General features: G+C 57.3%; 30 protein-coding genes. 1 reads left to right on the top strand and 29 read right to left on the bottom strand.

The genetic code is table 11. The annotated features are described in order from the left end of the window. Positions 1–23 precede the first annotated feature (23 nt). The 21 genes from rplQ to rpmC all read right to left on the bottom strand — a co-directional run bounded on the left by rplQ (position 24) and on the right by rpmC (position 11,629). Positions 24–446, bottom strand: coding sequence for a 50S ribosomal protein L17 (rplQ, locus tag ACR1XY_RS20440; protein WP_170613748.1), 423 nt, complete (start codon positions 444–446; stop codon positions 24–26). Positions 447–564: 118 nt separating this feature from the next. After that, positions 565–1,581: a DNA-directed RNA polymerase subunit alpha gene (locus ACR1XY_RS20435; protein WP_170403678.1), complete on the bottom strand. Its 1,017-nt coding sequence runs from the start codon at positions 1,579–1,581 to the stop codon at positions 565–567. 115 nt (positions 1,582–1,696) lie between these two features. Continuing rightward, positions 1,697–2,086 carry a 30S ribosomal protein S11 gene (rpsK, locus tag ACR1XY_RS20430; protein ID WP_093965380.1) on the bottom strand — a complete coding sequence of 130 codons (390 nt, stop codon included), beginning with the start codon at positions 2,084–2,086 and terminating at the stop codon, positions 1,697–1,699. Positions 2,087–2,101: 15 nt separating this feature from the next. Further along, positions 2,102–2,470, bottom strand: coding sequence for a 30S ribosomal protein S13 (gene rpsM / locus ACR1XY_RS20425; protein ID WP_170576075.1), 369 nt, complete (start codon positions 2,468–2,470; stop codon positions 2,102–2,104). A gap of 201 nt (positions 2,471–2,671) precedes the next feature. Then, complete coding sequence (locus ACR1XY_RS20420) at positions 2,672–3,316, bottom strand: adenylate kinase (RefSeq protein WP_480595926.1); 645 nt, start codon at positions 3,314–3,316, stop codon at positions 2,672–2,674. Then, positions 3,313–4,677 carry a preprotein translocase subunit SecY gene (gene secY, locus ACR1XY_RS20415; RefSeq protein ID WP_170403681.1) on the bottom strand — a complete coding sequence of 455 codons (1,365 nt, stop codon included), beginning with the start codon at positions 4,675–4,677 and terminating at the stop codon, positions 3,313–3,315. Before secY ends, ACR1XY_RS20420 begins: the two co-directional genes overlap by 4 nt. 109 nt (positions 4,678–4,786) lie before the next feature. Continuing rightward, positions 4,787–5,260 carry a 50S ribosomal protein L15 gene (rplO, locus tag ACR1XY_RS20410; RefSeq protein ID WP_480595924.1) on the bottom strand — a complete coding sequence of 158 codons (474 nt, stop codon included), beginning with the start codon at positions 5,258–5,260 and terminating at the stop codon, positions 4,787–4,789. 145 nt (positions 5,261–5,405) lie between these two features. Beyond that, entirely contained in the window at positions 5,406–6,263 is an 858-nt protein-coding gene (locus tag ACR1XY_RS20405; RefSeq protein WP_480595922.1) for a hypothetical protein, read from the bottom strand. Between the two features lie 177 nt (positions 6,264–6,440). Next, positions 6,441–6,656, bottom strand: coding sequence for a DUF1127 domain-containing protein (locus tag ACR1XY_RS20400; RefSeq protein ID WP_480595920.1), 216 nt, complete (start codon positions 6,654–6,656; stop codon positions 6,441–6,443). A gap of 188 nt (positions 6,657–6,844) precedes the next feature. Continuing rightward, on the bottom strand, positions 6,845–7,228 hold the full coding sequence (locus ACR1XY_RS20395; protein WP_480595918.1) for a hypothetical protein: 384 nt from the start codon (positions 7,226–7,228) through the stop codon (positions 6,845–6,847). Positions 7,229–7,340: 112 nt separating this feature from the next. Then, positions 7,341–7,529, bottom strand: coding sequence for a 50S ribosomal protein L30 (rpmD, locus tag ACR1XY_RS20390; RefSeq protein WP_058283504.1), 189 nt, complete (start codon positions 7,527–7,529; stop codon positions 7,341–7,343). A gap of 12 nt (positions 7,530–7,541) precedes the next feature. After that, positions 7,542–8,111, bottom strand: a complete 570-nt coding sequence (gene rpsE, locus ACR1XY_RS20385; protein WP_170419378.1) for a 30S ribosomal protein S5 — start codon at positions 8,109–8,111, stop codon at positions 7,542–7,544. A gap of 117 nt (positions 8,112–8,228) precedes the next feature. Further along, positions 8,229–8,588, bottom strand: coding sequence for a 50S ribosomal protein L18 (gene rplR, locus ACR1XY_RS20380; RefSeq protein WP_170663171.1), 360 nt, complete (start codon positions 8,586–8,588; stop codon positions 8,229–8,231). 11 nt (positions 8,589–8,599) lie between these two features. After that, a complete protein-coding gene (gene rplF, locus ACR1XY_RS20375) occupies positions 8,600–9,133 on the bottom strand; it encodes a 50S ribosomal protein L6 (RefSeq protein ID WP_170328770.1) in 534 nt (177 codons plus the stop codon). 11 nt (positions 9,134–9,144) lie between these two features. Further along, positions 9,145–9,537: a 30S ribosomal protein S8 gene (gene rpsH, locus ACR1XY_RS20370; protein WP_010437099.1), complete on the bottom strand. Its 393-nt coding sequence runs from the start codon at positions 9,535–9,537 to the stop codon at positions 9,145–9,147. 13 nt (positions 9,538–9,550) lie between these two features. Continuing rightward, positions 9,551–9,856 (bottom strand): 30S ribosomal protein S14, encoded by a 306-nt coding sequence (gene rpsN, locus ACR1XY_RS20365; RefSeq protein ID WP_010437098.1) that lies wholly within the window; start codon positions 9,854–9,856, stop codon positions 9,551–9,553. A 19-nt stretch (positions 9,857–9,875) separates the two neighbouring features. Continuing rightward, positions 9,876–10,436 carry a 50S ribosomal protein L5 gene (gene rplE, locus ACR1XY_RS20360; RefSeq protein WP_170334098.1) on the bottom strand — a complete coding sequence of 187 codons (561 nt, stop codon included), beginning with the start codon at positions 10,434–10,436 and terminating at the stop codon, positions 9,876–9,878. Further along, positions 10,429–10,740, bottom strand: coding sequence for a 50S ribosomal protein L24 (rplX, locus tag ACR1XY_RS20355; RefSeq protein ID WP_170440482.1), 312 nt, complete (start codon positions 10,738–10,740; stop codon positions 10,429–10,431). Before rplX ends, rplE begins: the two co-directional genes overlap by 8 nt. A 2-nt stretch (positions 10,741–10,742) precedes the next feature. After that, complete coding sequence (gene rplN / locus ACR1XY_RS20350) at positions 10,743–11,111, bottom strand: 50S ribosomal protein L14 (RefSeq protein ID WP_008757934.1); 369 nt, start codon at positions 11,109–11,111, stop codon at positions 10,743–10,745. 76 nt (positions 11,112–11,187) lie between these two features. Next, positions 11,188–11,418, bottom strand: a complete 231-nt coding sequence (gene rpsQ, locus ACR1XY_RS20345; RefSeq protein ID WP_039538279.1) for a 30S ribosomal protein S17 — start codon at positions 11,416–11,418, stop codon at positions 11,188–11,190. Positions 11,419–11,422: 4 nt separating this feature from the next. Further along, a complete protein-coding gene (gene rpmC / locus ACR1XY_RS20340) occupies positions 11,423–11,629 on the bottom strand; it encodes a 50S ribosomal protein L29 (RefSeq protein WP_010437082.1) in 207 nt (68 codons plus the stop codon). Between the two features lie 339 nt (positions 11,630–11,968). Between rpmC and ACR1XY_RS20335 the strand changes: the two genes are divergently transcribed. Next, entirely contained in the window at positions 11,969–12,412 is a 444-nt protein-coding gene (locus tag ACR1XY_RS20335; protein WP_480595914.1) for a GFA family protein, read from the top strand. A gap of 77 nt (positions 12,413–12,489) precedes the next feature. Here the strand turns inward: ACR1XY_RS20335 and ACR1XY_RS20330 are convergent, their stop codons facing one another. The 8 genes from ACR1XY_RS20330 to ACR1XY_RS20295 all read right to left on the bottom strand — a co-directional run bounded on the left by ACR1XY_RS20330 (position 12,490) and on the right by ACR1XY_RS20295 (position 17,313). After that, positions 12,490–13,110, bottom strand: a complete 621-nt coding sequence (locus tag ACR1XY_RS20330) for a 2OG-Fe(II) oxygenase family protein (RefSeq protein WP_480595912.1) — start codon at positions 13,108–13,110, stop codon at positions 12,490–12,492. Between the two features lie 50 nt (positions 13,111–13,160). Continuing rightward, on the bottom strand, positions 13,161–13,709 hold the full coding sequence (locus ACR1XY_RS20325; RefSeq protein WP_480595910.1) for an amino acid synthesis family protein: 549 nt from the start codon (positions 13,707–13,709) through the stop codon (positions 13,161–13,163). Between the two features lie 164 nt (positions 13,710–13,873). Then, positions 13,874–14,287 (bottom strand): 50S ribosomal protein L16, encoded by a 414-nt coding sequence (rplP, locus tag ACR1XY_RS20320; protein ID WP_085823145.1) that lies wholly within the window; start codon positions 14,285–14,287, stop codon positions 13,874–13,876. A 12-nt stretch (positions 14,288–14,299) separates the two neighbouring features. After that, positions 14,300–15,010: a 30S ribosomal protein S3 gene (rpsC, locus tag ACR1XY_RS20315; RefSeq protein ID WP_008758042.1), complete on the bottom strand. Its 711-nt coding sequence runs from the start codon at positions 15,008–15,010 to the stop codon at positions 14,300–14,302. Continuing rightward, complete coding sequence (rplV, locus tag ACR1XY_RS20310) at positions 15,010–15,390, bottom strand: 50S ribosomal protein L22 (RefSeq protein WP_039538267.1); 381 nt, start codon at positions 15,388–15,390, stop codon at positions 15,010–15,012. Before rplV ends, rpsC begins: the two co-directional genes overlap by 1 nt. Before the next feature lie 3 nt (positions 15,391–15,393). Next, on the bottom strand, positions 15,394–15,672 hold the full coding sequence (gene rpsS, locus ACR1XY_RS20305) for a 30S ribosomal protein S19 (protein WP_005980699.1): 279 nt from the start codon (positions 15,670–15,672) through the stop codon (positions 15,394–15,396). 3 nt (positions 15,673–15,675) lie between these two features. Further along, complete coding sequence (rplB, locus tag ACR1XY_RS20300; protein ID WP_170356688.1) at positions 15,676–16,518, bottom strand: 50S ribosomal protein L2; 843 nt, start codon at positions 16,516–16,518, stop codon at positions 15,676–15,678. 213 nt (positions 16,519–16,731) lie between these two features. Beyond that, entirely contained in the window at positions 16,732–17,313 is a 582-nt protein-coding gene (locus ACR1XY_RS20295; protein WP_480595908.1) for a hypothetical protein, read from the bottom strand. Positions 17,314–17,405 lie beyond the last annotated feature (92 nt).

The following is a 17,405-nucleotide window of genomic DNA, read 5'->3' as shown; positions in this document are numbered from 1 at the left end:
CGAAATCAGAAAGCCGAACTCTCTTATTCTTCGTCGGCAGCCTCTTCAGCGGCAACGCGGGCTTTGTCGGCCGCGCCTTTGGCGTCGACGTCACGATCAACGAATTCGATGATCGCCATCGGTGCCATATCACCATAGCGGAAGCCAGCTTTCAGGATGCGGACGTAACCGCCCTGACGCTCGGCGTAGCGGGGGCCCAGAACTTCGAACAGCTTGGCGACGTCTTTGTCTTCTTTCAGCTGCGATGCGGCCTGACGGCGCGCGTGCAGGTCGCCGCGCTTGCCCAGAGTGACCAGTTTTTCGATGATCGGGCGCAGTTCTTTTGCCTTGGGCAGAGTCGTTTTGATTTGCTCATGCTCGATGAGCGAGCCAGCCATGTTCGCAAACAGCGCCTTGCGGTGCTCATGAGTACGGTTCAGGCGGCGGTAACCACGTGCGTGACGCATTTTTCAATTCCTTCTTTCGCGTTTTGCTTTGTCTGGCCGGCGATGCGTGTCACCGGCTCTCCTTGGGGCGGAAGTGCCCATGCGGTCCCCGGCAGCCCAGGCATTTGTGAAGACGCGCTTAGAACGCGTCTTCGAATTTCTTCGCCAGATCTTCGATGTTGTCGGGCGGCCAATCCTCGACATCCATGCCGAGGTGCAGACCCATGCCGGACAGCACTTCCTTGATCTCGTTCAGCGACTTGCGGCCGAAGTTCGGGGTGCGCAGCATCTCGGCTTCGGTCTTCTGGATCAGGTCGCCGATATAGACGATGTTGTCGTTCTTCAGGCAGTTTGCCGAACGGACCGACAGTTCCAGCTCGTCCACTTTCTTCAGCAGCAGCGGGTTGAACTCCAGACCATCGTCTTCATCCTGGCGGCCAGCCGATTCCGGCTCGTCGAAGTTGACGAAGATCGACAGCTGATCCTGCAGGATGCGTGCGGCAAAGGCCAGCGCGTCTTCCGGCGTGATCGAACCATCGGTTTCGATCTTCAGGGTCAGTTTGTCATAGTCCAGAACCTGACCTTCACGGGTCGGCTGAACGTCATAGGCAACCTTTTTGACCGGCGAATAGATCGCGTCGATCGGGATCAGGCCGATGGGCGCGTCTTCCGGCTTGTTCTTCTCAGCCGAGACATATCCCTTACCGGTGTTGACGGTCAGTTCCATGAACAGGTCGGCGCCATCGTCCAGGTGGCAGATGACGTGATCGCGGTTCAGAACCTCGATACCGGCGCTTTCGCTGATGTCACCGGCGGTGACAACGGCGGGGCCCTTGGCATTGATCGACAGGCGCTTGGGGCCTTCGACTTCCATGCGCAGGGCGACCTGCTTGAGGTTCAGGATGATGTCGGTGACATCTTCGCGAACACCTGCGACCGAGGAGAACTCGTGCAGGACGTTGTCGATCTGGACGCTGGTGATGGCCGCGCCTTGCAGCGAGCTCATCAGGACGCGGCGCAGCGCGTTGCCCAGGGTCAGACCAAAGCCGCGTTCCAGCGGTTCAGCGACCAGAGTTGCCTGACGCGCAGGGTCGTTGCCCGGCTTGCCGTCCAGCTGGGTCGGCTTGATCAATTCTGCCCAATTCTTGTGGATCATGTAATCCCTCCATTCCTGTCCGCGCCCCATGACCAACAAGGTGCAGACGCCCGAGGTTCAAAATGACGTGCTGGGGCCGTGCGAAAACGCGGGCCCCAGCTCAATTCAAAATCGCTTAGACGCGGCGACGCTTCGGCGGGCGGCAGCCATTGTGAGCGATCGGCGTCACGTCGCGGATCGACGTGATGTTGAAGCCCACAGCAGCCAACGCGCGCAGAGCCGATTCACGACCCGAACCGGGGCCCTGAACTTCGACTTCCAGCGTCTTGACGCCATGTTCCTGCGCCTTCTTGCCTGCGTCTTCTGCAGCCATCTGAGCGGCGTAGGGGGTCGATTTCCGCGATCCCTTAAAGCCCATGGTACCGGCAGACGACCATGCAATGGCGTTGCCCTGTACGTCCGAGATCAGGATCTTGGTGTTGTTGAAGGTCGAGTTCACATGGGCAACGCCCGATGCGATGTTCTTACGCTCTTTGCGCTTAACGCGAGTCTTGTCACGTGCCATCAGTCAGACCCTCCCTTATTTCTTCTTACCAGCGATGGCCTTTGCGGGGCCTTTGCGGGTACGAGCATTGGTGTGGGTACGCTGACCGCGAACCGGCAGGTTGCGGCGGTGACGCAGACCGCGGTAGCAGCCCAGATCCATCAGGCGCTTGACGTTCATCTGAACTTCACGACGCAGGTCACCTTCGACGGTGTAGTTGGCATCGATGTGTTCGCGGATGGCCAGAACTTCGGCGTCGGACAGTTCGTTGACGCGACGGTGCGCTTCAATGCCTACGGCTTCGCAGATCGCTTTGGCCGAGGTGTTTCCGATACCGGTGATATATGTGAGGGCGATAGGTACCCGCTTTGCAGTCGGGATGTTTACGCCGGCAATACGTGCCACGTTTCACTTTCCTTTTCGTTGCGGTTCCGTAACTCCAGAACCTTTTTTCACAACGCCTAACCGTGGCAGTGCCGCCAGAGGGTTCAGCATTATTCGAGGTGGTCGGGGCAATTGGGACGAATCCCGCATGCGGTCTTGATTCCCCAAGGGGATGGGGGTCGATATGGGGTTTTGGTGGGGCCGTCAAGCCCCAACCTCAAGTCAGCCCAGAATCGCCTCGATCGAGGCGGTGACTTCCTTGATCTCGGCCAGGCCATTGACCGGGCGCAGATCGCCTTTGGCGTAGTAATACCCAATCAGCGGTGAGGTCTTTTTGTAGTATTCCATCAGTCGTGTGCGCAGACTGTCTTCGTTGTCATCCGCACGACGCTGGAAGTCATTTTCCTTGCCGCAATTGGTGCATTTGCCATCGGCCGGGATCGGCTTGGTGATGTCGTTATAGACCTCACCGCAGCCGCCGCAGGTCGAACGTGCTGTGATCCGCTGAACCAGCGCCTCGTCATCAACACGCATTTCGATCACGGTGTGCAGCGACTGACCCAGCTTGGCCAGCAACGCGGCCAGCGCATCAGCTTGCGCCAGCGTCCGTGGAAAGCCGTCAAAGATGAAGCCAGCGCCAGTTTCCGTGGTCAGCTTCTCTTCGATCAGTCCGATCACGATCTCATCAGTGACAAGTTTGCCCGCGTCCATGATCGCGGCAACTTTCTTACCCATCTCGGTTCCCGAGGTTTTCGCTTCGCGCAGCATGTCACCGGTGCTCAGCTGCACCATGCCGCGTGTCTCGACCAGGTGACGCGCCTGCGTCCCTTTACCGGCCCCCGGGGGCCCAAGAAGAATGATGTTCATCGACGAGCGGGCCCCTTCCTGCCGCGTTTCTTACCCTTGCCGCGTAGCTGGGACTTTTCGATCAGCCCTTCGTATTGATGCGCCAGCAGGTGGCTCTGAACCTGTTGGATCGTGTCCATGGTCACAGAGACGATAATTAGAACCGAGGTGCCGCCGAAATAGAACGGGATGGCGAACTGGTTCCGAAGGATTTCAGGCAGCAGACAGACAGCCGCCAGATAGGCCGAACCCAGAACCAGCACGCGGTTGACCACGTATTCCAGATACTCGGCGGTTTTCTTACCGGGGCGGATACCCGGCACAAAACCGTTCTGCTTTTTCAGGTTGTCCGCCACATCGTCCGGCTTAAACGACACGTTGAACGTGTAGAAATAGGCGAAGAACACGATCATAGCCGCGAAGAACAGCAGGTACAGCGGCTGTCCGGGGCCAAAATTGGCCAGCAGCCAGGACATAATCGGCCCGCTGGTCGCGCCCGACGAGAAGGTCGAGATCGTCACCGGCAGCAGCAGCAGCGAGCTGGCAAAGATCGCCGGAATAACGCCCGCCGGGTTCACTTTGACCGGCAGGTGGCTGGAGCCGCCCTCATAGATCTTCATACCGGCCTGACGGCGCGGATACTGGATGTGGATCTTGCGCAGCGCCCGTTCCATGAACACCACAAAGGTAATCACGGCGATCACCATCACGATCACACCAACGATCACGGCGGGGCTGATCGCACCCGAACGGCCCGAGGCAAAGAACTGCGCCAGAGCGGCCGGAACCTCGGCAATGATGCCGACGAAAATGATCAGAGAAATACCGTTGCCGATGCCGCGTGCAGTGATCTGCTCACCCAGCCACATCAGGAACATGGTGCCACCAACCAGAGTGATCATGGTCGAAAGGCGGAAGAACATGCCCGGATCGGTCGCCAGATCGCCCGATTCCAGCGAAACGGCCAGACCATAGGCCTGAACGGTGGCCAGTGCCACGGTGCCGAAACGGGTGTATTGGTTGATCTTCTTGCGGCCCTGCTCGCCCTCTTTCTTGAGCTGTTCGAGCGCGGGAACCATGGATGTCAGCAGCTGTACGATGATCGAGGCCGAGATATAGGGCATGATGCCGAGGGCAAAGATACCCATCCGCCCAAGCGCCCCACCGGTAAACATCGAAACCATACCGCCGATGCCCTGCCCCGCCTGTTCCATGAACTCGCGCAGAGCCTGACCGTCGATCCCCGGCACCGGAATAAATGTGCCCAGGCGATAGACGATCAACAAACCCAGCGTGAACAGGATGCGGTTGCGCAGATCGGTGGCTTTGCCAAGGGCAGCCCAGCTTGTGTTGGCCGCCATTTGTTCTGCTGCTGATACCATAAATCGGTCTCTCTTATGAAAACGCCGCCCGGAACCGTTTTCCGGCTCGGACGGCGTCTTGGAAAACTCTGAGGTCTATGTAAGCGGGTCTGCGCCCGCTCACAAGCGCTTACTCTGCCGCAGCGGCTTTTGTGACCGTCAGTGAACCGCCCGCTTTTTCGACTGCCTCAACAGCAGCTTTCGAAGCACCGGTTACTTCCAGGTTCACTTTGGCGCTGATTTCGCCTTTAGCCAGAACGCGGATACCGTCCAGCTTGCGACGCACCAGACCCGACGCAACCAGAGCGTCCTCGGTGATCGCGTCTTTGGCGTCCAGCTTGCCGGCCTCGACGAATTTCTGGATCAGGCCCAGGTTGATAACTGCGAATTCCTTGCGGTTCGGCTTGTTGAAGCCACGCTTGGGCAGACGCTGGTACAGCGGCATCTGGCCGCCTTCGTAGCCATTGATGGCCACACCCGAACGGGATTTCTGGCCTTTGATACCACGGCCACCCATTTTACCTTTGCCAGAACCGGGGCCACGGCCAACGCGGGTGCGTTTCGGGTTGGCGCCGGGATTGTCGCGCAGTTCGTTCAGTTTCATTTCGCTTCTCCTAAGCCGGATGTGACCCCCGAAGCGTGATGGGCCAAACACGGCATTTCTTGGTTTTGATTCTCATGGGCGGAAACCCACCGGAGGCGTATAGGCCCCTAACCCCCGCTTGGCAAGCCCGTGGTTCGCTGCAAGATCAGTCGGCCTGCGGTGCCTCGGCTTCATCCTCATCCTGTTTGATAATTGGCGCTGCAAGCGGATCGATGCCATGTTTCTCTACAAGCCTTCCGACCAAACTGTCAGGATCGGGTTTGCCGTCATACTTGTCCCGCATGATCGCCCGCATCCGCCGACCATACAGGTGGATGGAAACCGTATCGTCCTTGAAGAAATGGTCTATTTGGGCCCCCGGTCGGGCCAGGGCCCGGCGGCGCGTGTAATTGAGCGGGTAGAACACATGCTCGGGCAGTGCGTATCTGATCTCACCCGTTAGCTTCAACGCCCATGTGAATGCACTCGGCCCCCAGACACCCCAAAGCGTTTCAGGCACGTTCACGGGCTCGCCATTCTGCTGCGCCTCTTCCAGCGGTATGCGATGACGAGGCGGCAGCCAGGTCGGAATAAGGTACGGGTCGTTGGTGAATTCGATCAGCTTGGCCAGCGTTTCGCTGTCCTGCGGCAGGGCAAGCACGCCGATGGCCACATCGCCTTCGAGATAGCCGTAGTAGTGGCCGTTTTCCGTTGTGAATGGCCTAAGGCAATAGGCGTCCGTATCCGCCCAGATCAGGTCACTCTCTTGCGCCAGCATGCGATACCGGAACTTGTCCGAATGCGGCGCAGGGCTTCCGGTTCTGCCATGTGTCACGAACTCGGAATCGGGCAAAACTTCACGTGCATCCCGCTGTTCCACGCCTTCTGGAATACCTGCCACGGTCCCATAGGTATACAGACGCACATGTTGCCCGGCATCCAGATAGGATTTGATGCACAACTGCTCAAGAAAGCTCAACGGTCCATCGACCCACAGCATTCCGATCTGGTATTCGCGCGCCATAAATATGTCTTTCCAAAACTCCACCGGCTTCAAACGGCCGCCCAATCCGCATGTGGCCCAATAGGGGCGCCGTCGCAATGCTTGCCGCCCAAAAATTTCCAGCCTGTGGCGGGATGGACCCTGAAACCAAAAGAGGCGCCAAACGGCGCCCCTCGGTAAGTGCTGTGCTTTTGAAATTTATGCGCAGTAGACGTGATCATGCGCGATATCCTTTATATCGCAACGACGCACGCCGATGTCGTTCAGTTCGCGGTCGGTCAAACCCTGCAATTCCGAATAGGTCCGGTTGTACTCGGCGCGCAGAGTGTATGCTGCTTTTACCTTTGCGGCGAACTCTGCGAGGCGTGCGAAGATGTTGATGCCGCCATGAGAGGTTGTTGCTGTGTAAGCCATATCTGAGTTCCTTTACTGATCGGGGCGTATTCCCCGATGATTTCTGTTCTGTTCCTGTTTGGGACAGCGTTCAGATAGGCGCACCGGATACCGCTAACAACCGAAGTTTCGGTCTAGCCGCATTGCAAACAATGCATGGGTAGGATCTGCAGGACCGAACAAGCTGATACTGCCCGGCCTTGGAAAACCTACTTCCGGATTTCACCCACGTAACGTTGCTTTTGCTGGTTCACCAGAACCAGTTTGCCGTTGTTCACGACATACAGATCAAACCGGGGCTTGTCATAGCCGATGCACCGTACCCCGTTGTCGTAGAACCTGTAGGAACTCGCCTTCCATGCTTTCCCGTTGGCCGTGTAGGAGTAGGACCCATTGGCAGAGTAGGTCTCAAATTCTTTCCCGGGATATACAACCTTTCGCCCGGAAAGATTCTTTTGCAGCCAGGTCGCATTCACTTTCTGGTCGCCATTGGAATAGTAGCTTTTCGAAAAATTCGGCGATTTGGCCGGGCATTCGGCGTAAGCGGTCGCACCAATTGCAGTGACGCAAATCGCAGCAAGAAACAGTTTCATACTCATCATCCATTCAAAAAAACACGATTGAAGTTACCCCTGCCTGTTCAAATGGCAACAAAAAACGCCCCCGAACGGGTCGGAGGCGTTTCTTTGCTCGATGGAAGTGCGCTTAGCCGCGCTCTTCGACGATCTCTACCAGATGCGGGATCTTGTTGATCATGCCGCGAACCGAAGGAGTATCCTCCAGCTCACGGGTTTTGTGCATCTTGTTCAGGCCCAGACCGATCAGGGTTGCGCGCTGTTCGGCGGGACGGCGGATCGGGGAACCGACCTGCTTGACGACGATGGTTTTTGCCATTGCTCGCTCTCCTTATGCTTCTGCTTCAGCAGCAGCTGGCGCTTCGTCCCGCTTGGGCAGGATGTCAGCAACCTTTTTGCCACGACGCTGTGCAACCGAACGCGGGCTCTGCTCTTTCTGCAGGCCGTTGATGGTGGCGCGGATCATGTTGTACGGGTTCTGCGAGCCCAGCGACTTGGACACAACGTCCTTGACGCCCAGCATTTCGAACACGGCACGCATCGGACCACCGGCGATGATACCGGTACCTTCAGGCGCGGTGCGCATAACCACTTTACCGGCGCCGTGACGGCCTTCGATGTCGTGGTGCAGGGTCCGACCTTCGCGCAGTTGCACGCGGATCATCTGACGCTTGGCTTGCTCAGTCGCCTTACGGATGGCTTCAGGTACTTCTTTCGCTTTACCTTTGCCAAAGCCCACGCGGCCTTTCTGATCGCCGACAACCACCAGAGCGGCGAAGCCAAAGCGCTTACCACCTTTTACGGTTTTCGACACGCGGTTGATTGCGACCAGACGATCTGCAAATTCCGGTGCTTCTTCACGGTCGCGGCCACGGCCCCGACGGTTTTCACGTTCTGCCATCTTGGCATCCCTTTTCTCTAGAGGCGCTTGCGGCGCCGATTTGTTCAATCCAAGTGAGCCCCGACTGGCGTCGAGGCCCCCGGATCATCGGGGCGGATCGTAACCCGCCCGCAGGTCTTAGATCTTCAGACCACCTTCACGCGCAGCGTCGGCCAGAGCCTTCACCTTGCCGTGGAACAGGAAGCCACCACGATCGAAATAGGCCTCTTCGACGCCTGCCTTCTTGGCACGCTCGGCGATGGCCGCACCCACTTTGGTGGCCGCTTCGACGTTGTTCTTGCCAACAACACCCAGATCTTTTTCCAGGGTCGAGGCCGAGGCCAGGGTCACGCCACGAACGTCGTCTATCAGCTGAACGCTGATGTTCTTGTTCGAACGGTGAACCGACAGGCGTACACGGCCGGCGTTGACTTTGCGAAGTTTGTTCCGAACGCGCAGGCGGCGCTTCAGAAACAGGGTTCTTTTGCTGTTTGCCATGGTTTGCGTCCTTACTTCTTCTTGCCTTCCTTGCGGAAGATGAACTCGCCCTTGTAGCGGATGCCCTTGCCTTTGTACGGCTCGGGACGGCGCCATTCGCGGATTTTGGCCGCGACTTCGCCCACCTGCTGCTGGTCGATACCTTCCACAACGATCTCGGTCTGCTTCGGCGCGGTGATGGTGACACCTTCCGGAGCAGTGAAATCAACATCGTGGCTGTAGCCCAGGTTCAGCTTCAGGGTGTTGCCCTGCATCTGAGCGCGGTAACCCACACCCTGGATTTCCAGCTCTTTCTTGAAGCCTTCGGTCACACCGGTCACCAGGTTGGCAACCATGGTGCGGCTCATGCCCCACTGCTGACGTGCACGCTTGGACGTACCACGCGGATCAATTTTGACCACGTTGTCTTCGACCGACAGAGTTACGTCATCGGTTGCGGTGAAGCTGCGGGTGCCTTTCGGACCTTTGACTTCGATGGTCTGACCCGACACAGAGGCGGAAACGCCGCTGGGCAGCTCGACCGGTTTTTTACCAATACGAGACATTGCAGACCTCCTTAGAAGACGGTGCAGAGCACTTCGCCGCCAACATTGTTGGAGCGAGCGTTTGCATCCGACATCACACCTTTCGGAGTGCTGACAATCGACACACCCAGACCCTGACGGACCTGCGGGATGTCATTGACGCCCATGTACACGCGACGACCGGGTTTCGAGACCCGCTTCAGTTCGCGAATAACAGGAGTGCCTTCGTAATATTTCAGGCTGATTTCGATGGCCGGATGACCGTTTTCACCAGTCGTCGCTTCGTAGCCACGGATGTAACCTTCGTCCGCCAGCACGTCCAGAACCCAACCGCGCAGCTTGGAAGCCGGGGTGGAAACAGTGGACTTGCCGCGCATTTGCGCGTTGCGGATACGGGTGAGCATATCGCCGATAGGATCATTCATATCTATGTCTCCCTTACCAGCTCGATTTCACCATGCCGGGGATCTGACCAGCAGAACCCAGCTCGCGCAGCGCGATACGGCTGACCTTCAGCTTACGGTAGTAAGCGTGAGGACGACCGGTCAGCTGACAGCGGTTGTGCAAACGAGTAGCCGAGCTGTTGCGCGGCAGTTTCGCCAGTTTCAGACGCGCCTTGAAGCGCTCTTCCATCGGCTTGCTCTCGTCATTCGCGATTTCTTTCAGCTCGGCACGCTTTGCGGCATATTTGGCCACCAGGCGTTCGCGCTTCTTCTCGCGTTCGATCATTGCTTTTTTAGCCATGTCTCAATCCTCCCGGCGCTTACGCGTTGAACGGCATGTTGAAAGCTTTCAACAGTGCCTTTGCTTCAGCGTCGGTTTTCGCTGTGGTGGCAATTACGATGTCCATGCCCCAGACCTCGTCGACCTTGTCGAAGTCGATTTCCGGAAACACGATGTGCTCTTTCATGCCCATGGCAAAGTTGCCCTGACCATCGAAAGACGGCTTAACACCGCGGAAGTCACGAACACGCGGCATCGCGATGGTGATCAGACGATCCAGGAATTCATACATCCGGTCACCGCGCAGGGTCACTTTCGCGCCCAGCGGCATGTCTTCACGGACGCGGAAACCCGCGATCGACTTTTTCGCCTTGGTTGCAACGGCCTGTTGACCGGCAATCGCAGTCAGATCCTCAACAGCCGCTTTGGCTTTCTTGGAATCTTTGACGGCCTCAGCACCACAACCGATGTTCAGAACGATTTTTTCCAGCTTGGGCAGCTGCATGTCGTTCTTGTAGCCGAACTCTTCTTTCAGAGCGGCGCGGATGGTTTCAGCGTACTGAGCTTTCAGACGCGGGGTATAGGTTGCGTTATCAAGCATCGATCACGTCCCCTGTGGTCTTGGCGAAACGCACCTTCTTGTCACCTTCCATGCGGAAGCCAACGCGGGTTGCTTTGCCGTTCTTGTCCAGCAGAGCCAGGTTCGACAGCTCGATCGGGTTTGCCTGGGGCAAACGGCCGCCTTGGCTGTTCTGGGTCTGGCGGGTGTGGCGGATGGCGATGTTGATGCCGTCGACAACGGCTTTACCGGCTTTCGGGTCAACCGAGGTAATCGTTCCCTCTTTGCCCTTGTCCTTGCCGGCCAGCACAACGACCTTGTCGCCTTTGCGGAGTTTAGCAGCCATGATTACAGCACCTCCGGAGCCAGCGAGATGATTTTCATGAAGTTCTTGCCGCGCAGTTCGCGAACAACGGGGCCAAAGATACGGGTACCTACGGGCTCGTTGTTGTTGTTCAGGATGACGGCGGCATTGCGATCGAAACGAATCGCAGTGCCGTCTTCGCGACGGACTTCTTTCGCGGTGCGTACGACGACGGCCTTGCGAACGTCACCTTTCTTTACGCGGCCGCGTGGGATGGCTTCCTTCACCGAGACGACAATGATGTCGCCGACGGAGGCGTATTTACGCTTGGAACCACCCAGGACCTTGATGCACTGAACTCGGCGAGCGCCGGAGTTGTCAGCGACATCCAGATTGGTCTGCATCTGGATCATGTGGTTTCTCCCGACCTGTGGGGGCTGGTCTCGTTAGATCCCCCAGGGTTTCGACAAATGGAAAAATCCTGGAAGCTTACGCTTCCAGAACTTCCCAACGTTTCGTCTTCGATTTCGGCGCGCATTCGATGATGCGTACGGTGTCACCGACTTTGAAGGCGTTCTTTTCGTCATGAGCCCGGTATTTCTTGGACTTACGAACGGTTTTGTGCAGCAGCGGGTGCTTGAAACGGCGTTCAACCGAAACAGTCACGGTCTGCTCGTTGGCGTCGCTGGTTACGATTCCGGACAGGATACGCTTGGGCATCTGATTACTCCTCGGATGCCGCAGCAGCGGCCTTTTCGTTCAGAATGGTTTTGACGCGGGCAGCATTGCGGCGGGCCGCCTTGATGCCGGCAGTGTTTTCCAGCTGACCGGTTGCCTGTTGAAAGCGCAGGTTAAAGCTTTCTTTCTTCAGGTTGGCCAGTTCCTCGCGGAGCTGGTCCGGGGTCTTGTCACGCAGTTCTTGGGCGTTCATCGCCTTTTTCCTTTGCTCAAAACACCAGAAGGCCCCGTACACGGGTCACCTTTGACCTGGTGGATGAATGATAGACATGCGAATCCCCCGACTCAGCCGGGGGACTTGCAGGATGCCGCCGTATAAGGGTTTAGGGAGTGGGGGGCAAGGGAAAGTTTGACGTCTTCTTGATGGCAAGGGAATTAGATGCTCCCGGTCGCTGAACGGGTGGCCAATCACAAAGCTTCCGCGAAGTATTCCTCATCCAAACTCAGGCCAAGGTCTGTATTGCCAACGGGCCGCGTTCGGCGCCCAATAGAGCAGGCCCAAAAGCCTGAAGCTCACAGAGGAGGTAAGAAAATGACCAGCCCTTATTCAGGAGGATGTGAACACGTCAAGATAGTCGCGACGGCAGAACCGATAGACAACCATGAATGCCACTGTGATGTCTGTAAGTCCGTGACCGGACAGCACACAACCCATGTTGCGTTCTTTAACTACTCAGACCTGTCAGCAGACCCCGAAGATAAGATGAACCGTCAACCATTCAACGCCAACAATCCCGATGGCCCTTTAGAGCTTTGCACATGTTCAGAGTGTGGGGCCGCGCTGATGCTGGATGACAAGCAAAAACGCATACGCGTGGCTGTACCCAACGTGATGGGGTATGATGACAGCCAGTTTCCGGCAGCGACCTACCACGCGTTTTACGATGAAAGCAAAGGGTACCCCAAGCCTGATGACGGACGACCGGTATATGAAGCGTTCCGTCCAGAATTTGCTTGGCCTTCACCTGCCACCTGACAGGGTTTTCGTTCATTCTGGGCGGTGTGCCAACGGTGTTCGCCGGCATTCAAGATGCCAGTATTCGGTGGGAGCGTTCAGTCCCACCGATAGTTGAAACTGACCGATATCCGCTCTTCCTCGGCCATGTTCATCGGCACCTCGTGGCGTAGCCAGCTTTCCCACAGCAGCACGTCGCCGACCTGAGGCTTCATATAGATAAAGGGCTGCAAATCGCGCCGCCCGCCCTTGATACGCGTTGGGGCCGCCATCATACGGCCCGAGCGGGGGTCTTCCAGTTTCAGCGCGCTCGCCCCTTCAGGCATCGCCACATACGTCGTACCCGAGATCACGCTGTGCGGGTGCAGGTGGCTGGAATGCATGCCGCCCTCGGGCAGGATGTTGATCCATAGGTCCTCCAGTTTCAATTCACCCTCACCCAGATCGAACTCCAGATCTTTGGCAAAGGCCGCCACGTGCTGGTCGAGCACCTTGACCAGATCGGCGAAGATCGGAAAGCGCCAGGGCAGATCGGTCAGCGAGGCATAGCTGGTGTAGCCGGGATAGCCGTTTTCCTCGCACCATTCCTGCCCGGCTTCGTCATCCTCGGCGATGACAAGACAGGAGCTTTCCAACTCTTCCGCGTCGATCTTGGGATCGAACTCGGACAAAGCTGCGCGATAAAGTCGGGTTACGAAGAGTGATTCAATCTGTGCCATGGGCCGGGCATAACCCAGCCCTTTCGACATGACCAGCCAATGTTGGCGGCTTACGTCTTGATAGGCCCTTTGCCACATCGCGGTATCGGTCGACCACCGTCAGCATAGGCGAGGCACAGCACGATCTCATCTGGTTTCGGTGCATCGGGAATGCTCAGCGTCATTGTGTCGAAATGGTCGAAAGACCACGGGTTGTCCTTGTGCCCAAGCGGCAAGTCAATCGCACAGCCCGGCGCCCCCAGTTTGGCATTCGATGGGATCACAGCCTCGCCCCCGCCAGCCGCTTCTCGCATAGGAGCACCAAGCTTTGGATGGATAAGCGCCCCACCTTGCTCAAGGTCGCCGTTCACGCCGACGATCGCGGCTTTGCCATAAGAAACCGGCGCACCGTCCAGCTGTGCCACCCCCTCAGCGGCAAGTTCCGCGCCCAGAGAACCACCGATCTCGAACAACTCGGACAAATCCTCTGAAAACGCTCCTGCAAGAGGATTCCGAACGACTGCCATGATCGCAACACGACTGATCGGGTCACAGGGTTGGCCCAATTGATCCGTGGTTATGACTTCCTTGATGACCATCTTTTTGCGCAACTGAACCATGGTACCCTCCGTTACTTGGAGGTCAGTCTATGGTGGCTTTGCACAATGGTCGACGTTTTCCCAACCCGCCCAACAAAGTCAAAAATGGGTCGAGCCAAATGAAAGCCCCCGCCGGTGTCCCGGCGGGGGCCAATTTTGTCACGATCGGGGTCACCCCCAATCGCTTACCAGTCTTCGCGAACCACGACGCGGGTCTTGATCGGCAGCTTCATCGCAGCCAGGCGCAGGGCCTCGCGGGCGATGTCGTCATTGACGCCGTCGATCTCGAACATCACGCGGCCAGGCTTGACCTTGCATGCCCAGCGGTCGACCGAACCTTTACCTTTACCCATACGAACTTCGATCGGCTTTGCAGTGACCGGAGTGTCGGGGAAGATGCGGATCCAGACACGACCCTGACGCTTCATGTGACGCGTCATGGCACGACGTGCAGCTTCGATCTGGCGTGCGGTTACACGCTCAGGCTCAAGAGCTTTCAGGCCGTAGGTGCCAAAGTTCAGATCAGAGCCGCCCTTGGCTTCGCCCTTGATCCGGCCTTTGTGCATCTTGCGGAATTTAGTACGCTTTGGTTGAAGCATATCTTTCCCTCCTTAGCGACGACCGCCACCAGCACCACGAGGTGCAGGGCCGTCCTGGAGTTCCTGTGCTTTACGGTCACGTGCCTGCGGATCGTGCTCCATGATCTCACCTTTGAAGATCCAGACCTTGATCCCGATGATCCCGTAGGGGGTCATCGCTTCGGCATGTGCGTAATCGATGTCGGCACGCAGAGTGTGCAGAGGCACGCGGCCTTCGCGGTACCACTCGGTCCGTGCGATTTCGGCGCCGCCCAGACGACCAGCGACGTTCACCCGGATACCCAGGGCGCCCATGCGCATGGCGTTCTGAACCGACCGCTTCATCGCGCGGCGGAACGAGACGCGGCGCTCCAGCTGCTGAGCGATGGACTCGGCAACCAGCTGCGCGTCAAGCTCGGGCTTGCGCACTTCGACGATGTTCAGGTGCAGTTCGCTGTCGGTCATCCGCGCAAGCTTTTTGCGCAGAACTTCGATGTCTGCACCTTTCTTGCCGATGATGACACCGGGACGTGCTGTGTGGATCGTAACGCGGCACTTCTTGTGCGGACGTTCGATGATCACACGGGCAACACCGGCCTGCTTGCACTCTTTGTTGATGAACTCACGGATCTTGAGGTCTTCCAGCAGAAGATCACCGTAGTCCTTGGTGTCGGCGTACCAGCGGCTGTCCCAGGTGCGGTTGACCTGCAGGCGCATGCCGATCGGATTTACTTTATGACCCATTAGGCTTGCTCCTCAACTTGACGCACCTTGATGGTGATCTCCGAGAACGGCTTCATGATCTTGCCGAAACGGCCACGGGCACGCGGACGACCGCGCTTCATGACCAGGTTCTTGCCAACCCATGCTTCGGCGACGATCAGCTCGTCAACGTCCAGGTTGTGGTTGTTTTCGGCATTCGCGATTGCGGACTGCAGGCACTTCTTGACGTCCTGCGCGACACGCTTGTTCGAGAAAGTCAGGTCGGTCAGAGCCTTCTCGACTTTCTTGCCGCGGATCATTTGCGCAACCAGGTTCAGTTTCTGCGGGCTGGTGCGAAGCATGCGGGTTTTCGCCATTGCTTCGTTTTCAGCCACGCGGCGGGGGTTCTTTTCCTTGCCCATGACTTACTTCCGCTTCGCTTTTTTGTCTGCGGCGTGGCCATAATAGGTACGGGTCGGCGAGTATTCACCGAACTTCTGACCGATCATGTCTTCCGAGACGTTGACGGGAATGTGCTTCTGGCCGTTGTACACACCAAAGGTCAGACCCACGAACTGGGGCAGAATGGTGGAACGACGCGACCAGATTTTGATGACTTCGTTGCGGCCCGACTCGCGCGCTGCTTCGGCTTTTTTCAGCACGTAAGCATCGACGAAAGGACCCTTCCAAACAGAGCGAGACATGGATTAACGTCCCTTCTTCTTGGCGTGCCGCGAGCGGATGATCAGCTTCTGGGACGCTTTGTTCTTGTTGCGGGTACGCTTACCCTTGGTGTCCTTACCCCACGGCGTAACCGGCGTACGGCCACCCGAGGTACGACCTTCACCACCACCGTGCGGGTGATCGATCGGGTTCATTGCAACACCACGAACCGAAGGACGCACGCCCTTGTGGCGCATACGACCGGCTTTACCGAGGTTTTGGTTCGAGTTGTCGGGGTTGGACACGGCACCAACGGTGGCCATGCATTCCTGACGGACCATGCGCAGCTCGCCCGAGCTCAGACGTATCTGAGCGTAGCCGCCATCGCGGCCAACGAACTGAGCGTAAGTACCGGCCGCACGTGCAATCTGACCGCCTTTACCAGGCTTCATCTCGATGTTGTGGACGATGGTACCAATGGGCATGCCCGAGAACGGCATTGCGTTGCCCGGCTTGATGTCAGCTTTTGCCGACGCGATGACTTTGTCACCAACAGCCAGACGCTGCGGAGCCAGGATATATGCCTGCTCGCCGTCTTCGTATTTTACCAGTGCGATGAATGCGGTCCGGTTCGGGTCATATTCGATCCGCTCGACGGTTGCCGCGACATCAAATTTGTTCCGTTTGAAGTCAACGATCCGGTAGAGACGCTTTGCGCCACCGCCGCGGCGGCGTGAAGTGATCCGTCCGGTGTTGTTCCGGCCGCCCGATTTGGTCAAACCCTCAGTGAGAGACTTGACCGGACGTCCTTTCCAAAGCTCCGAACGGTCGATCAGCACCAGCCCGCGCTGGCCCGGCGTCGTCGGCTTGTACGACTTGAGTGCCATGCTTTCTGTCTTCCGTTTAGCAAGTGCAGGGGGTTTCCCTGCTATGTGATAGGCCCCCGTAGGTGCCCGAGGTGAAGGGCCCCGAAGGTCCCCGATTACAAATATCAGAGGCCCCGGAACGAATCCGAGGCCGCAAGATTGGGAGCGTGTAACAGGGTTGGGGGTGGGTGTCTATAGGGTTTATCGGCAATCCCCAGCTAGGTTGAACTTCACCTAATCAAAACCGAATGAACTGAAGTCGTTTTGGTATATCTGGTCGAAAAGCTCCCTGACTATATCGGGATTACTTTCGCAAGGCTTGCCCCCCGGAAGTAAGACCCTGACCACTACGCGATCGTCTGCAAGAACCTCAACACCCGTCCCATCCAATCTTTCTCGACCGTCGAGCCTATCTGTTTTAATCCGCAGATACGCGCTGGTTTTTCGTCCATCTGCCCCACCGGCTCCGATCCAGTTTTTTTCACGAATAGACTGTTCTCCGGCGATCAAATCAATCAGTACGCTGCATCCATCTGTATTGAGTGTTGTGCTTGCAGCCGGACTAACTACAAGGTCCATCACCAGAATAGACAACCCCTGCGACGCTGAAACAGATGGATGTTGGCGAACTTCATGTGCCTTGTTCGATTCCAGAAATGGAATGGTGTTTGACAGTGCATCAGATTGAGCTTTCAACGAACCGACAAACCTCTGCATAGCGCCTTGATGTAGGGCGTAGGTCTCAGAGGTTATTATATCAGCAATCGTCATTTCGAGTATTGCTTCGCCAAACTCGTCAATTAAATCGAAACCCACGCCTAGGCTCAGGACCCATTGATTTCCGTATAGCGGCGTGATTCACGGTTCGAAAACGAGCGGTGAACATGTCTGATCTTTTCTGGCTTACA

Source organism: Ruegeria sp. AD11(2025) (assembly GCF_056542405.1).
This window is presented reverse-complemented; position numbering and strand designations above follow the sequence as displayed.

Bases quoted from the DNA above. Each gene is read 5' to 3' on its own strand.
- rplQ (WP_170613748.1), bottom strand. From the start codon at position 446: ATGCGTCACGCACGTGGTTACCGCCGCCTGAACCGTACTCATGAGCAC.
- rplR (WP_170663171.1), bottom strand. From the start codon at position 8,588: ATGGCAAACAGCAAAAGAACCCTGTTTCTGAAGCGCCGCCTGCGCGTT.
- rplE (WP_170334098.1), bottom strand. From the start codon at position 10,436: ATGCTTGATAACGCAACCTATACCCCGCGTCTGAAAGCTCAGTACGCT.
- rplP (WP_085823145.1), bottom strand. From the start codon at position 14,287: ATGCTTCAACCAAAGCGTACTAAATTCCGCAAGATGCACAAAGGCCGG.
- ACR1XY_RS20335 (WP_480595914.1), top strand. From the start codon at position 11,969: ATGACCAGCCCTTATTCAGGAGGATGTGAACACGTCAAGATAGTCGCG.
- rpsQ (WP_039538279.1), bottom strand. From the start codon at position 11,418: ATGCCCAAGCGTATCCTGTCCGGAATCGTAACCAGCGACGCCAACGAG.
- ACR1XY_RS20325 (WP_480595910.1), bottom strand. From the start codon at position 13,709: ATGGTTCAGTTGCGCAAAAAGATGGTCATCAAGGAAGTCATAACCACG.
- rplF (WP_170328770.1), bottom strand. From the start codon at position 9,133: ATGTCTCGTATTGGTAAAAAACCGGTCGAGCTGCCCAGCGGCGTTTCC.
- ACR1XY_RS20420 (WP_480595926.1), bottom strand. From the start codon at position 3,316: ATGAACATCATTCTTCTTGGGCCCCCGGGGGCCGGTAAAGGGACGCAG.
- rplX (WP_170440482.1), bottom strand. From the start codon at position 10,740: ATGGCTGCTAAACTCCGCAAAGGCGACAAGGTCGTTGTGCTGGCCGGC.
- rplB (WP_170356688.1), bottom strand. From the start codon at position 16,518: ATGGCACTCAAGTCGTACAAGCCGACGACGCCGGGCCAGCGCGGGCTG.
- rplV (WP_039538267.1), bottom strand. From the start codon at position 15,390: ATGGGCAAGGAAAAGAACCCCCGCCGCGTGGCTGAAAACGAAGCAATG.
- ACR1XY_RS20435 (WP_170403678.1), bottom strand. From the start codon at position 1,581: ATGATCCACAAGAATTGGGCAGAATTGATCAAGCCGACCCAGCTGGAC.
- rpsS (WP_005980699.1), bottom strand. From the start codon at position 15,672: ATGTCTCGCTCTGTTTGGAAGGGTCCTTTCGTCGATGCTTACGTGCTG.
- rpsC (WP_008758042.1), bottom strand. From the start codon at position 15,010: ATGGGTCATAAAGTAAATCCGATCGGCATGCGCCTGCAGGTCAACCGC.
- rplN (WP_008757934.1), bottom strand. From the start codon at position 11,111: ATGATCCAGATGCAGACCAATCTGGATGTCGCTGACAACTCCGGCGCT.
- ACR1XY_RS20330 (WP_480595912.1), bottom strand. From the start codon at position 13,110: ATGGCACAGATTGAATCACTCTTCGTAACCCGACTTTATCGCGCAGCT.
- rpsH (WP_010437099.1), bottom strand. From the start codon at position 9,537: ATGAATGATCCTATCGGCGATATGCTCACCCGTATCCGCAACGCGCAA.
- rpsK (WP_093965380.1), bottom strand. From the start codon at position 2,086: ATGGCACGTGACAAGACTCGCGTTAAGCGCAAAGAGCGTAAGAACATC.
- rpmD (WP_058283504.1), bottom strand. From the start codon at position 7,529: ATGGCAAAAACCATCGTCGTCAAGCAGGTCGGTTCCCCGATCCGCCGT.
- rplO (WP_480595924.1), bottom strand. From the start codon at position 5,260: ATGAAACTGAACGAACTGCGCGACAATCCCGGCGCCAACCCGAAACGC.
- rpsN (WP_010437098.1), bottom strand. From the start codon at position 9,856: ATGGCTAAAAAAGCAATGATCGAACGCGAGAAGAAGCGCGAACGCCTG.
- rpsE (WP_170419378.1), bottom strand. From the start codon at position 8,111: ATGGCAGAACGTGAAAACCGTCGGGGCCGTGGCCGCGACCGTGAAGAA.
- secY (WP_170403681.1), bottom strand. From the start codon at position 4,677: ATGGTATCAGCAGCAGAACAAATGGCGGCCAACACAAGCTGGGCTGCC.
- ACR1XY_RS20395 (WP_480595918.1), bottom strand. From the start codon at position 7,228: ATGAAACTGTTTCTTGCTGCGATTTGCGTCACTGCAATTGGTGCGACC.
- ACR1XY_RS20405 (WP_480595922.1), bottom strand. From the start codon at position 6,263: ATGGCGCGCGAATACCAGATCGGAATGCTGTGGGTCGATGGACCGTTG.
- ACR1XY_RS20400 (WP_480595920.1), bottom strand. From the start codon at position 6,656: ATGGCTTACACAGCAACAACCTCTCATGGCGGCATCAACATCTTCGCA.
- rpmC (WP_010437082.1), bottom strand. From the start codon at position 11,629: ATGAACGCCCAAGAACTGCGTGACAAGACCCCGGACCAGCTCCGCGAG.